At 69.4% G+C, this 12,887-nt stretch carries 11 protein-coding genes and 2 pseudogenes; 3 read left to right on the forward strand and 10 right to left on the reverse strand.

From position 1 onward, the window contains the following. The first annotated feature begins 66 nt into the window (after nt 1-66). Nucleotides 67-1,209, forward strand: a complete 1,143-nt coding sequence (locus tag ACFW2Y_RS09040) for an EcsC family protein (protein ID WP_384875670.1) — start codon at nt 67-69, stop codon at nt 1,207-1,209. Between the two features lie 174 nt (nt 1,210-1,383). On the opposite strand, the pseudogene ACFW2Y_RS09045 reads toward ACFW2Y_RS09040, so the two are convergent. From ACFW2Y_RS09045 to ACFW2Y_RS09055, 3 genes and pseudogenes are all read right to left on the reverse strand, one after another. Continuing rightward, a pseudogene (locus ACFW2Y_RS09045) lies at nt 1,384-1,788 on the reverse strand (CHAT domain-containing protein); the annotation flags it as partial. After that, nucleotides 1,749-2,459: pseudogene (locus ACFW2Y_RS09050) on the reverse strand (CHAT domain-containing protein); the annotation flags it as partial. The pseudogenes ACFW2Y_RS09045 and ACFW2Y_RS09050, both read right to left, overlap by 40 nt. A 1,021-nt stretch (nt 2,460-3,480) precedes the next feature. Beyond that, nucleotides 3,481-4,920 carry a M6 family metalloprotease domain-containing protein gene (locus tag ACFW2Y_RS09055; RefSeq protein ID WP_384875672.1) on the reverse strand — a complete coding sequence of 480 codons (1,440 nt, stop codon included), beginning with the start codon at nt 4,918-4,920 and terminating at the stop codon, nt 3,481-3,483. A 163-nt stretch (nt 4,921-5,083) separates the two neighbouring features. On the opposite strand from ACFW2Y_RS09055, the gene ACFW2Y_RS09060 reads away from it, so the two are divergent. Next, a complete protein-coding gene (locus ACFW2Y_RS09060) occupies nt 5,084-5,758 on the forward strand; it encodes a TetR/AcrR family transcriptional regulator (RefSeq protein ID WP_384875675.1) in 675 nt (224 codons plus the stop codon). Between the two features lie 143 nt (nt 5,759-5,901). Next, entirely contained in the window at nt 5,902-6,033 is a 132-nt protein-coding gene (locus ACFW2Y_RS09065; protein ID WP_384875678.1) for a hypothetical protein, read from the forward strand. Nucleotides 6,034-6,252: 219 nt separating this feature from the next. Here ACFW2Y_RS09065 and ACFW2Y_RS09070 read toward each other — a convergent pair whose 3' ends face one another. The 7 genes from ACFW2Y_RS09070 to ACFW2Y_RS09100 all read right to left on the reverse strand — a co-directional run bounded on the left by ACFW2Y_RS09070 (nt 6,253) and on the right by ACFW2Y_RS09100 (nt 12,825). Next, a complete protein-coding gene (locus ACFW2Y_RS09070) occupies nt 6,253-7,596 on the reverse strand; it encodes a pyridoxal phosphate-dependent decarboxylase family protein (protein WP_384875680.1) in 1,344 nt (447 codons plus the stop codon). 394 nt (nt 7,597-7,990) lie between these two features. Then, nucleotides 7,991-8,485 (reverse strand): hypothetical protein, encoded by a 495-nt coding sequence (locus ACFW2Y_RS09075; protein WP_384875683.1) that lies wholly within the window; start codon nt 8,483-8,485, stop codon nt 7,991-7,993. Nucleotides 8,486-8,502: 17 nt separating this feature from the next. Continuing rightward, nucleotides 8,503-9,177, reverse strand: a complete 675-nt coding sequence (locus ACFW2Y_RS09080) for a hypothetical protein (protein WP_384875686.1) — start codon at nt 9,175-9,177, stop codon at nt 8,503-8,505. A gap of 2 nt (nt 9,178-9,179) precedes the next feature. Next, nucleotides 9,180-10,136 (reverse strand): hypothetical protein, encoded by a 957-nt coding sequence (locus ACFW2Y_RS09085; protein WP_384875688.1) that lies wholly within the window; start codon nt 10,134-10,136, stop codon nt 9,180-9,182. A 49-nt stretch (nt 10,137-10,185) separates the two neighbouring features. After that, nucleotides 10,186-10,410, reverse strand: a complete 225-nt coding sequence (locus ACFW2Y_RS09090; RefSeq protein ID WP_384875690.1) for a hypothetical protein — start codon at nt 10,408-10,410, stop codon at nt 10,186-10,188. 117 nt (nt 10,411-10,527) lie between these two features. After that, complete coding sequence (locus tag ACFW2Y_RS09095; protein ID WP_384875693.1) at nt 10,528-11,697, reverse strand: serine hydrolase domain-containing protein; 1,170 nt, start codon at nt 11,695-11,697, stop codon at nt 10,528-10,530. A gap of 33 nt (nt 11,698-11,730) precedes the next feature. Next, nucleotides 11,731-12,825 carry an alpha/beta hydrolase gene (locus tag ACFW2Y_RS09100; protein ID WP_384875696.1) on the reverse strand — a complete coding sequence of 365 codons (1,095 nt, stop codon included), beginning with the start codon at nt 12,823-12,825 and terminating at the stop codon, nt 11,731-11,733. Nucleotides 12,826-12,887: the final 62 nt, after the last annotated feature.

Genomic DNA, 12,887 nt, shown 5'->3' on the forward strand with positions numbered 1-12,887 from the left:
CGCCCAGGGCCACGGCCCCCGCCACCCCGCCCGACAGCTCGCCCGGAGACAGGAGCGCCACGGACCATGAGCACCCCGCAGGACTCGCAGCAGCCCGATCGACTTCCCTCGGACTACGAGCTGGAGGCATGGAGCGCCATCCAGCAGTTCAAGGGTCGACCGCTGTCACGAAAGGTGCGAAACGCCGGCGAGCACGTGGCCAACGGCGTCGCGAAGCTCGGCGAGCGCGCCTCGAAGCGCCTGGAGAACCACCCACGGGCCCGCTCAGCGGTTTCGCGCGGGCAGGAATTCGTTGCCAAGGGCGCTCAGAAGGTCGGCGCCGGGGCCCGTGGAGCCGCCGACGCCCTGCCGGACTGGAGCGGCACCACCGTCCAGTCCATACGGAAGACGGTGGGACGGGTCTCGCGAGCGGGACTCTCCTCCGAACGGGTGGTGGAGCGCCACAGGAAACACGGACACGAGGTCGCATCGCTGCGCGATGTCCGCCGCCTCGACCTCGAACAGGTCGACACGGTCCGTGGGCGGGCCGCGAGTTGGTACCTTCCGGCCCTCGCTGCCGCCTCGGGGGCGGCAGCGGGACTGGTGATCTCCGGGGGGCAGCTCACCATCGCCGCCTCCGCCGGCGCGGCGGCGGCACCCTCGGGCGGTGCGATCGCGGGCGCGCTCGTCGCCGACGCGGCAGCCGTTCTCGGACTCGCGTCCCGCGCCGTCGGCCAGGTCTCGCTGTTCTACGGGTACGACCCCGAAGAACCTGCCGAAAAGCTCTTCGTGATGTCGGTCGTCAACATCGGGACGGCGAGTTCGACCACTGCGAAGAACGCCGCGTTGGCCGACGTCTCACGGCTCACCCAAGCGCTCTTCCGCGGCAAGTCCTGGGAAGTCCTGAGCGACTCGCTCGTCACCCAGGTTTCCCAACAGTTCGCGAAGGCGTTCGGCTTCCGCCTCACCAAGAAGGGGCTCGGCAAGGCCGTACCGGCATTCGGGATCGCTGTTGGAACCACCCTCAACTGGGCCACTCTGGAAGGGATCGTCGACGCCGCCGAGATGGCGTACCGCCGGCGGTTCCTCCTGGAGAAGTACCCGCACCTCGCCGACGAGGAGGCGTCCGAGTGGGTCGCCGAGGCCGACTCGGACGTCCCGGACGACGCCGATGAGGAGATCAGTCTGCTCGGCGAGATCGTCGTGGCGGGTGGACCCGACCTCCGCTGAGGTGAGCACGCTTCCGGCGATGCCGGGAAGGAGTACGACGACGTCGGTCATCGGGATCCTGGCCATGAGCGGACCTTTCTGGTCGCCCCTCGCTCTGACGAACGGGCCGGTCGGATCGCCGTAGTGTTGGTAGGCGGCCCAGGTGCTGTTCCGCTGCCGGTCCGGCGCGGCGTCCGGCGGTTCGTGCTGCGCGGAGGCAGCGGCGTACGAGGAACCGTCGTGCCCGCGGTACAGCGCTCTGAGCGCCGCGTGGACCGCGGAGCCGACGGTGTGCTCGGGCTCTCCCGGCCCGGTCCCGAGCAAATGCGTGTAGAACGTCGTGGCGAACGACGTCGCCTGGTCGTCGGGAACGCGCCACCCCGCTCCGAGATAGTGCGCGACGCCCACGCGCAGGAACTCACCGGCCAGGCTCGGCACCAGGAGGGCCTGCGGACTGCCCACGGGCGTGCCGGGCAGCGGCGCGGCTCTGCCGGCGTCTGCGAGGCGGGAGGTGTAGCAGGCGTTGGCCACCACGATCCGCGGGGGCGTTCGAGTTGGACCAGCTCCTGGGCGGTGAGAAGGCCGTCCGCGAAGACCCACCCCGATCGCACTCCGGAGGCTGAGGCGTCGAAGGAGCTGTGGCCGCGGTAGTGGACGATGTGATGGCCGCCGGCCGGCAGGACGCGCAGCACGTCGAGGCGGGTCGCGGGCAGGATGCCCGGGAGCCGGCTGGAGTTCGCCGCGCCCACGAACAGCGTGACCTCGACCCCCAGGCGGCTGAGCCGGGTCGATACGGCCAGGGCCTCGTTGCGTGCTCCGGGCAGCTGGAAACCCTTCTCCGGATCGCCCGGGTCGCCGATCACCAGGGCCTTCAGCGGACCCGCGTCGGCCTCCTCGGCGATCACCCGCGAGTACGGGGTGCGCAACTGCCGGGAGAGCGGGGTGCGGACGGCCAGCGGGGCGTCCCTCTCGCCGCTGTGCTGCTTGACGTCGGCCAGGAACTCCCAGGGGACGAGGGCGGTCTCCTGGTCCAGCTCCATCAGTACGGCCGCCTCGTCCGTGAGGAGCTGCTGGAAGTCCGGGGGAACCACGAACCGGGACAACAGGTCCGGCAGGTCCCTCGCGTCCTCGGCGCTCGGCTCGGTCAACCGGTCCACGAGCTGCCGCACCAGGTCCGTGTCCACCGGGACGAGCCGTTCCGGCACGGTGGCCCGCTCCGTCAGAGCCGCCCAGCGCAGTCCGCCGACGCCCGACAGGGCGGACACCCTCACCGGTACGGCCCCCCTCCGTAGCGTCCACGGTCCGGCGCACCCGCAAGGTCAGGTCGGTCCGGTCGACATCGGCGAGCCGGCCCAGCTGTTCCCGGACCCGGTCGCGGATCGTGGGGTCCAGACCGGCCAGTACCTCACTGAGCAGGTCACCGGTGGCCGGTGACCCCGCACCGCCCGGACGCCCCGCTTCGCCGGGCGTCGTGCCCGTCCGACCGGTGAGCCCGGTCAGCGCCGTGAGCGCGTACGCCGCCGCGGACTGGGGCGACAGGCTGCCGCTGCTCTCCTCCCTCAGCCGCGGTGCGATCCGCACGGACGCCTGCTGAGCGGCGGCTTCGGTCAGCGCCCGCACGAGCTGCTCGGCCCGCAGGCCGTCGATCTCCACCACGAGCACCTCGGTGAGCCGGGACGCCACCGCCGACGGCGCCTGCGAACGCAGCGCGCCGCCGAAGCCGTGCACGAGGGACCGCGCCGCCTGGGCGACGGTGAGATTGCCGGTGCCCGAGCCGATGAGTACCGTCGCGAGGGTCTGCACGTGGCCGAGGCCCATGACCTCGCCGAGCAGGGACCTGTGCAACTGCACGGCGCGGCGCTCCGTCAGGGTGCCCATCGGGCCCATCCCGACGATGGCGGCGGAGCGGACCGTGCCCGCCCGGCAGGGGAAGTACGTGACCTCTCCCAGCTGGGCGTCGATCCAGCCGAGCTTGGTGTGCTCGGTGATCAGCCGGCGCGGCCCGCCGGAGATGGCGAGGTCCAGGGCGAGCTCCGCGGCCGCGGGCAGAACCGCCTGGTAGTGCCCCGTGACGTGCAGATCCGCCGGAACCTCCGGCAGGTCACCCCAGACCACGGTCACGGTGAGCGGGGGCCGCCCGGCTGGCCGTGACGTGCCGGCGGCCGGAGCGGAGGGGAGCGGGGGCACAGCGTGGTCCGTGGGCGCGTCCTCCAGCAGATCGGCGATGGTGACGGGGGTGCTCACCGTGCTCCTCCCTTCGCGGGGGAGCTCCGTCTGACCGGCCGGCCGGCCTCACTCCATGTGGATGTCGACCGCCATCTCGTCGTCGGCGGGGTTGCCCTCGACCTCGAGGGTGACGCCGGACCACGTACCGTCGGGCAGGTTGAGCGCCGGGTTCGTCGTCTCGCCGATGATCCTGTTCCCCAGAGAGGGGTACAGGTCCGTGGAGTCTCCCCGGTTGCCCAGGCCGAAGATCGCGCCCAGATCGCGTCGGCCGTCGGCCTGCAGCAGCTCGATCGCGAGCCGGTCCTCGTCGTTCACGTCGGGGATCGCTTCGTCGACCGTGTAGACCGAGATGCCCTCGTCCGGCAGGAAGGCGTCCTGCCCCCGGCGTCGCCGGTACTCGACGAGGACGTACTGCATCTCCGTCATCCTGTCCTCGTTCTGGATGAAGAGCAGGTCGCCGCCCTCCGCGGCCGGCGTGAGCACCACGTCCTTCGTGCTCCTCCTGACGCGCTTCGGGGTGGCCCAGCCGTGGAACATCCGCAGCATGCCGTTGGGGAACACCGGAGTGAGCCCGGAGTTGCCCCACGAGCCCGACGCCATCAGGCAGTAGTTGCCGAGGCCGTTGGACCTGGTCGCCCGCAGCTCGCCCGTGTCGTAGTAGTCGGCCCAACGCGCCGCCAGATGGCCCCACCCATGCGCGCAGACGCCCATGGCGCAGTCCTCGGGCACGGTCAGGAACGTCTCCACGGTCAGGTTCTGGCCGACCGGGACGCCTCCCGGCACGCCCCACTTGAGGCTCCAGATGTCGTCGCCGCTCCTGGTCTTCTCGGCTCCGGGGCCCGCGTGGACGATGAACAGGGCCGTGACCATGTCCTCCTCCAGCGCGTCGAAGGGCGTGAAGTCCACACCCTCGTCCTTGGCCAGGTTCACCGCGTCCCGGGCCATGCCCTGCGCGTTGCGGGGGAACCCGTTCATGCCGGAGTTGCCGTCGGCGTAGAACGAGAGCGGTCGCGGCAGCCGGAACCAGCCGTGGACCTCACCCTGGATGTCGATGCCGGCGTCGCCCAGTGACCGGAAGCCGCTCACGGTGCGGTAGAACTCGCGCATGCTGCCGGTCGGCAGGGAGTTCGTGCTGAACAACAACTGCTCGTAGTGGCCCGGACGGTGGTCCGGATCGTGCGGCTCGTCGGGGACGACGACCAGCAGCACGAGGGTGCGGACGACACCCTTGAGCGGCTTGTCGGGCCGTGTGATCAGGCGCCGTCCCGTGACCGGTTCGGCTCGTACGGCGCCGTCGTCGAGGCCGACCAGCCTCTCGCCCCGCCGGTCGGAGCGCCAGGTGTAGTAGTACTCCTCGAACGTGGTGCCCTCCGGCAGCCGTCGCGACGCCAACAGGTCCAGGTAACTGGTGTAGAGCTGGGCCAGCGCATCGGGGGACAGCGGGACCGGGCAGGGACCGGCGCAGGTCGGATCGTGTGGCCGGGGGAGTGTGTTCGTGTGTCGCATCGCGACCACTCGCTTACTCGGTTGATCATTGAGCGTCGTGTGGAACCGACGCTGATGACGTCCACGTAAGCCGTCCGTTTATTCTGTACACGTACAGACTCCACCCGTCCCATAACGCCGTCAAGCGCAGCCGGCTCACGCCGGGGACCAGGGAGGTGCGGCCATGGCCGCCCGTAGTCGACTCAGCCGCGAGCGCGTGCTCGAAGCGGCGCTCCGCGTGGTGGATCACGAGGGCCTCGACGCTCTGAGCATGCGCCGGGTGGCCGAGGAGCTCGGCGTGGAGACCATGGCCATCTACCGGTACACACCCAGCAAGGACGATCTTCTCGACGGCCTGGTCGAGCACCTGTTCCTTGAGCTCGAGGAGGTGCTGGAGGGCGCCACGCCGCCCGGCCCGCGGGGCGACGCCGCGCTGTTCTGGCGGGAGGCGCTCCTGTGCATAGCGCAGGCGATGTACCGGGTCGCCCTCGCCCACCCCCACGTCGTGCCGCTGGTGGCCACGCGGCCCTTCACCGTGCCCCTGTCGCGCCGGCCCCCGGCGGTGCTGCGCGCGCACGAGCGCCTGCTCGCCCTCCTGGGCACGGCCGGTCTGGACGAGGAGACGACACTGGCGATATACCGGGCGTTCATCTCGTGGGTGCTCGGCTACATCGTCATCGAGCTGCGCGAATTCGTGGACAATCCCGACGAACCCGAGCCGGCTTTCCGATTCGGCCTGCACCGCCTCCCCGTCAAGGAATTCCCCCGTCTGCGGTCCCTCGGCCCGGCACTCGCCGTCCGCGGCGGGGAGGAGGAACTGACCGCCGGCCTCGACGCGCTCCTCAGCCGCTACTCCTGACGCGCGGCAAGTGACGCAGAGGCCGTTTCCGTCCGATGTCTCATCCTGTAATCGGTTGTTTCCTGTTCATTTTCGGGTCGCGCCAAACAGGTCATCTCTGGACGAAACATCTGACGAAAACGACCTCTTTACGAGGGGAAGCCATGATCGGCATCCTTCCGGACCTTCAACGTCTCCATCAAATCCGGGGCGATTCAATCATCGACGAGGAGACCCGCGAGGGCCTGGCCGTTCTCGACCAGGCCCTCTACGCGGCGGACGGGTACACGGACTGACAGTCCTTCCTTCGCCGCTGGGGCAGCGCGGGGCCGGGTCCGTGTCGGACGAGCCGGTGGTCTCCGGCCCCGGTCCTGTCGGCCTCGACGGCCGCCGTCGCAACCGGTGCGACTCGGGTCATCGTGATCGACCGCAGACCCGAACTCCTCCTCCAACGAACCGATCAGCTCGTCGAAGCGACCCATACCGTATCGACGAGTCCGACCATCACAAGAAACCTACCGATTCATCGGCGGATCCCCGCAGTGTCGGGCGAGGGCGAGGGCCGCTGACGCGGCGCGCGATTGAAATCCGGGACGCGGAGGGCTGGCTACGACCAGCCGGAAGGCAGACAGCTCGTCGGTGTCGCCCACGACACCGGTCTCCCGGCTGATGCGTTCCAGCACCGCCGGCGCGGTGATCAGGTAAGTGCTGATCGTCGGCAGGTCCGGCATGGGGCGTTCGTCGTGCCACAGGCATTCGGCGGCCACTTGCCGGACCACCGCGTTCGTCTCGCTCATCGTGGTCCTCTTCGGTGCGCAGACCACGATCCCCACCGTCGGCTCGAACAGCAGCCGCATCCCGGCCCGCTGCATTTCCTCGGCGACCGTGCGGGCGCCATCCAGGATCTGCTCGATGTCCCTGCCCAGACCTTCGGCTGTCAGGGGGCGGACCTGGTTCTGCAACCAGTGGGCTGCCGCGTACATCCCGTTGCGGGACATCGTCAGCGACAGCTGTCCGTAGCTGTGTCCTCGCCCTTCGGCGAAGACGTAGGGGCTGTGGCGGTGCACCGGCTCCCGCAACGCGGGGTCCCGGAACAGGAGCACTGCGCACCCCACCGGCATGGACGCCATTTTGTGGGAGTCGATGCCGATGGAGTCGACGTGTGCGAGCGCTGCCACGTCGCGCGCGTGACGGCCCAGTCGGCCCGTGGCGGTCAGCGTCGGCAGGAAACCTCCCCAGGCGCCGTCCACGTGCAGTACGAAGGGCGTCTTCCGGCGCAGCTCGACGAGTTCGGCAATCGGATCGATCTGTCCTGCACCGGTCGTTCCGCACGTGGCGACGACCACGGGCAGTCGGCCCGCCGAGAGGGAATCCCTGACCGCTTGTTCCACCGGACCTACGGTGATCCGCTCCTGGGCGTCGCAGTCCAGCCGCTGGAGGCGAATCCCTTTCAGCGCTCCCGCGACCCGGTCGACGCTCACGTGCGTGGCATGTGAGCAGATCAGGTCCACGGATGCTTCCCCGGCGCGCTCGGAGTGGGTCCAGAGGGCGTGCAGGGATGCCGAGGTTCCGCCCGAGCACAGGTACCCCCAGGCGTTTTGCCCCAGCCCCAGCATGGCCGCGTACGACTCGATCACCTGGTCCTCGAGCGCGGACGTCACCGGCGAGAGTTCCCGGGCGGCCTGGTTCTGCTGGTACACCGCCCCCATGAAGAGACCGAGCAACGCGGCCTTCGAGGGCACCGGTACCTGATGAGCGAGATTGCCGGGGTCGGCCTGGTCCACCGCTCCTTCTGCCAGGAGCTTCGCCAACCGTTGTGCCGCAGCCTCCAGTTCCTCCTCCCGCGGGGAGGATTCCACGTACGCGTGGGTATGAGTCGATACGAAATTCTCGCTGTACCAGCGGGCGAACATCTCACCGAGCCCGGGGCGGAGCGGCAGCACGCTACCTCACACGATGCAGGGAACAGGGGCAGGCAGAGGAAACGTGCCCTCGCCCCGGCCACAGATCGATCGGACGAAGAGAGAACGCTTCGAAACTCCTGGAGTTACGTCACCGGCTTGAGGAGGTCACGTCCGCTGGAGTGGTGTATCGACGGCGGCGCTGTCGCATTTAGCCCGTTCACGACGGAGCACAAGGGGCCGCCGGTTCACATGGGCGGTGAATCGTCCTCAGTGAGCTCTCCGAGGATTCATGGATGAGAGGGTTGCGACTCAAAGGTCACAACCCTCTTCTTCGTACGCCAGGTGCGTCTCAGGGTGCCTGGGCTGCTGCGCCGGCGGGGGCGCAGAGCTTCCACATGCCCCCTTCCTTCTCCAGGTGGACGGTCGCGGGCCGCTGGGACGGCCGGGTCACGACAGCGCTGGCGACCTCCCCCGTGATCCGGATGTCCGAGGTGACGACCGCTCGCGGCTTCACGCCCATCTCCCGGTCGCTCGCGGACAGCGGCTGGTCGTCTTTGCCGGTGATGCCGCTCGCCTCACGCGCGCACAGCAGGCCGACCACCTTCGGGACGTCCACCTGATCCACGGCGGCGGCGAAGTCGGCGACCACTGCCTCGATCTTCGTCTGCTCGCTCTCCGGCCGGGTGAAGACCGCGTAGGCCGTGTACGACCCGGCGAGGACGGCCGTCCCCACGGCGGCGGCGACGTACCACCGGGCACGGCCGCGGCCAGCGGGCGCGGTCGCTGGAGGCGTGAACCCGGACGGCGGCTGCGCGAAGGGGGCGTTGTCGTGGTGCTGAGGCATTGATGCCCTCCAAGGGGTCAGGACCCGGTACGGAGACGGGACGTCACGAGCTCGTCCAGTTCCTGACCGAGGTCTTGCGGGTCGATGTCGCCTTCGTAGACGAGGGCGATCTTCCCGCGCTCGATGTCCGGGGAGGCGCAGTAGTAGAGGATGCCGCCGTCAGAGGAGATCCGGAGCAGCCGCGTGGAGGAGATGCCGGCCGTATCGGTCCAGCCGGGAATGCCGTCGGGAAAGTCCGCGAGCTCGGCGAGAGTCTCCATGTGGACCGGGGGCGCGACACCGAAAGAGGTCCGACTGCCGGAGACGAACCCCGCGTGGACCGTACGCAGGAAGTCCTGGAGGGGTTGCGGGAAACTCTCCCAGAAACGGGGTTCCTCGAACGCGCCGGGATGGTAGCCGATCCAGGACACCGCGGCGCCGTTGTCGGCCCGAAGGGCGTACACCAGCACGGGGCAGCCGTCGGTGAAGGCGGCCCGCACATCGACCAATCGGGTGCGCAGGGTGGCGGCGAACCGGGGCAGCAGGTCGAGGAAGTCGTCGTTCCACAGGTCGAGCGCCTGCCGACAGCGCCCTTGCGGATCTTCCGACCGTGCGATGGGGCGCCACTCCTCGGGTACCTGGGAGAGGGTGTCCGATTCCGCGAAGCGCAGCGACCAGTTGTGCAGCGTGGTGATGATCTCGTCCGTGTCCACGATCAGCCTCCGTTGATTTTGAGCAGCTTCGCGATGATGTCCTCCAACTTTTTCAAGGTCTGCTGCTCCAGGGCCTGCTGTGCCCTCACCCATGCCGGATCGGCTCCGGACACGAAGGCCGCCGAGCGGGACTGCTTCGACAGGTTCGCCGCGGGTGACAACCACTGGAAGTTCAGGGGCGCGCGCGACAACGCGTACATCTGCTGGGGCGTGAGCTTGGTGAAGCCGGGCAGGTTGACGAGCTGGGACAGCGGAATGATGTGGTCCGGTGAGACCTTAGAGTTGCCGTCCGCGTTCGTCCCGATCACCTTGCCGGAGCCTGCCGGGTAGGCCGGGTCCCGGTCGCCGATCTTCGGGCGGGCGACGCCCTGCAACCTGATGTTCCCCAGTTCGCCTGGGTTCCCCTTGCGTAGGACATCGAACAGGGGGTCGACTGGCGTGCCCCTGGCTTTCCAGTTCCGGTTCGCAGGAGATGGCGGTGGCGGCGGAGTCCAGCCGCTCGGCAGCCGGTTCTGCGCCTGCCGGAGAGCCGCCTCCACATCCGGCGGCGGTTTCACGAGACCCAGCGGGCTGCCGATGGCGCCCTGAAGTGTCTGCATCGCCTTGACGCATGCCTTCAGATTGGCGTTGACCGGGCCTCTGCGGGCATTGAGAGCTCGTGCTTCGGCGTCGTACGCGGCTGCCTGCGCCCGCTGGGCCGGGGTGAACGTGTGCGGCTTGTTGTTGTGCGCCTGGATCTCAGCCCTGAGCTGGTCGACCGCCGCTTGTTGTGGCGCGCACAGATCCCTCGGCGTCGCCGGTACGGGCGCCGCGACCGCCGGTGTCGCGGAGGCAAGCAGCACAGCGGACAGGAACAGTGCGATCCAAGAGTTCGACATCAGGAGGCGTTGACGCCCGGTCAGTTCCCGTAAGCGGCGGAGTACGGTCCTGCGTATCTGCCTCGGCGGCGGCTCGGTCATGCTGTTCCCTTCAGAGGAGCGGTACTCGGCCGGACCTGCGGTGGGCCGCCTACCGCCGGCAGGAGGCGATGATCAGGAGCAGCAGGAACCCGATCCCGAGGATCAGGAGGAAGCCGGGGGAGTGGGGGTTCTTGCTGTTGATCTCGATGTGGCCGCCGGGGAGGAGGCCGGGGTGGCGGTCGGCGTAGTGGGCGACCGAGATGTCCTCGACCTCGGACTCGGTGGTCCACCGTGTGGCGAAGCGGCAATCGCCGCACCGGTAGCGGTATGCCATCTGAACTCCTCGATACCGCAGGGGGATGATCGGGTGTGCGCGCCGGTCGGGCTCGGGCGCGGTGGGTGAAACGCCCGCCGGCTGCTGCTGGCAGGAGTCGGCGGGCGTTTCATCACGTCAGGAGGACGGCTTCAGCGCGTCCTTGCACAGGGCCGTGTCGAGCAGCGTCCACAACTGCCGGGTCGGCGTGTTGACCTGGAACAGCGCGTTGGTCACGACAGACGCGTGCCGTCCGTCCTTGGTCACCATCGTCTGTGTGAAGTAGCCCGGCACCCCGCCGTTGTGGCCCCACGCGACGGTGTCGCACGACAGCTTGGCCTTGAACACGCCCAGGCCGACGCCGCTGCCGCTGCCGGGCTCGGCCTCCCACACCTTCTCCATCTCGGCCAGGCTCGCGGTCGAGACGACCTTGCCCGAGGACAGCGCCCCGTAGAAGGCGGTCAGGTCCTCCAGGGTCGAGATGATCGCGCCAGCACTGCTGTAGAGGGACGGGTCGTAGGCGAGGGCAGGGCTCCAGAAGTACAGGCCGCCGAAGCGCGCGCCGTGGTAGCCGTTGACCGCCGGAGTGGGCAGGGCGCGGTTGCCGGGAGCGGGGAACACGGTGCGGTTCAGCCCCAGGGGTTCGATGATCCGGCCGGTGACGGCCGCGTGCACCGGCTGCTGCGTCACCTTCTCGATGAGCATGCCGAGGACGAGGTAGTTGGTGTTGGAGTAGGTGAAACCGGCGCCGGGTGCGGAGACCGGGGGGCTGCTGAGCCCCTTGCGCACCGACGCGGCCAGGTCGTACGTGCCGTCCGGGTTGGGCTCGGGGGTCTGGACGACTGGATACGGGTTGTACACCGCGAGACCGCCGGTGTGCTGGAGCAGGTGGCGGACCGTGATGCGGGTGCCGTCGTAGCCCTTGCCGGAGACGACGCCGGGCAGGTAGTCCTCGATGGGCGCGTCGAGGGAGACCTTGCCCTCGTCGACGAGCTGCAGCACGACCGCCGCGGTGAACGTCTTGGTCTGGCTGCCGATGCGGAAGTGTTCGTCGGCCCGGATGGGCTTGTTCGTCCCGACGGTTCCCGTGCCGACGGACAGCGTCCAGGCGCCGTCGCCGTTCCCGGCGTGGACGGCCGCGCCCGGGCCGGCGCTCGCCTGAAACGTTTTGAGCGCCGCGAGCGTGGCCGAGTGGTCGCCCTCGACCGACTCGGCGGCCCGTGCCGCCGGCCCCGACATCATCAACGTCGCCGCGCACAGGGCTCCTGTGACGACGGAGAGCTTCGCCTTGCGCCACTGCATTGCCATGGCGATTCCTCCTCAAGAAACGTACAAAGATGGTCAGTTGGCCGCTGCGGTCGCGAACGCGGCCTCCAGGCGCGGGACGTAGTCCGCGAGGGCAGGCGCCCAGCAGCCGTAGTTGTGGCCGCCGTTGCAGGTCGGTGCGAGGGAGGCGCCGTTGCCGTAGGCGACGAGGCGGCTCGCGATGCCGAGCTGGTCCAAGCGGGCCTTGGCCGTCTTGGAGGCGGCGTTGGTGTGGACGTCGATGACGTCGCTGTCGCCGGTGTAGAGGGTGATGCCTGTGTCGGTCAGTTTGGCGAGGTTCGCGGGCGCGGCCGGGTCGACGGCCTTCCAGATGCGGTCCGCGTTGAAGATCGGGTACGGGGAGCCGAAGATCGCGTCGCTGTCGACGTAGGGGCCGTAGCCGGTGCACTTGCCGGAGCCGGACGTGCTGGACGAGCTGCTCACCGCACACCAGGCGCCCGTCAGGTTGAGCTCCGTCGCCAGGACCGCCGCGCGGATCTGCCCCATGCCGAAGTCGATGCCGCCGGACAGCGCGGCCACGTGGCCGAACAGGTCGGGGCGGGCCTCGGCGTAGTGGAGAGACCCGAAGCCGCCCATGGACAGGCCGACGACGGCCCGGTGGTCGCGGTCGGGAATGGTACGGAGATTGGCATCGATGAACGGGACGACCTGGGTGAGGTGGAAGGTCTCCCAGTTCGCCGCGCCCTCGACGGTGTTCTGCATGAGCCAGTCGGAGTACCAGCCCTTGAGGCCGCCGTCCGGGACGACGGTGATCATCTCGTCGGAGCGCAGGGCGGGGGCGGCCGCAGCATCGTTCACGGAGCCCCCACCGCCGTGCAGGAAGTACGTCACGGGCCACCGCTTGTCCGGGTCGGCGGTGTAGCCGCGGGGCAGGAAGACGCGGATCTCGTGCGGGCCGGACACCTGGGGCGTGGTGACGGTGATCGTGAAGTCGGTGCTGGAGCGCACCTCGGTCGCATCGGTGACCTGAGTGAGGCCGTAGCCGTCGGTGAAGTCGGGGACGGGCGGCGTGTCCGCCCCGGCGACCGGCCCCGTGAGGGCGGTCAGCATCAAGGCGGCGAGCAGCGCCGCACCCGTGCCGCGTGGGCGGCGGGGAGTGGAGGTCCGCATCCGGAGGTACTCCTTCGTGTGACGGAACCGGCGGGGCCGCCGGCTCAGCAACGATCGCGTTT

It is taken from the genome of Streptomyces sp. NPDC058877 (assembly GCF_042742855.1).
Taxonomy (GTDB): Bacteria; Actinomycetota; Actinomycetes; order Streptomycetales; family Streptomycetaceae; genus Streptomyces.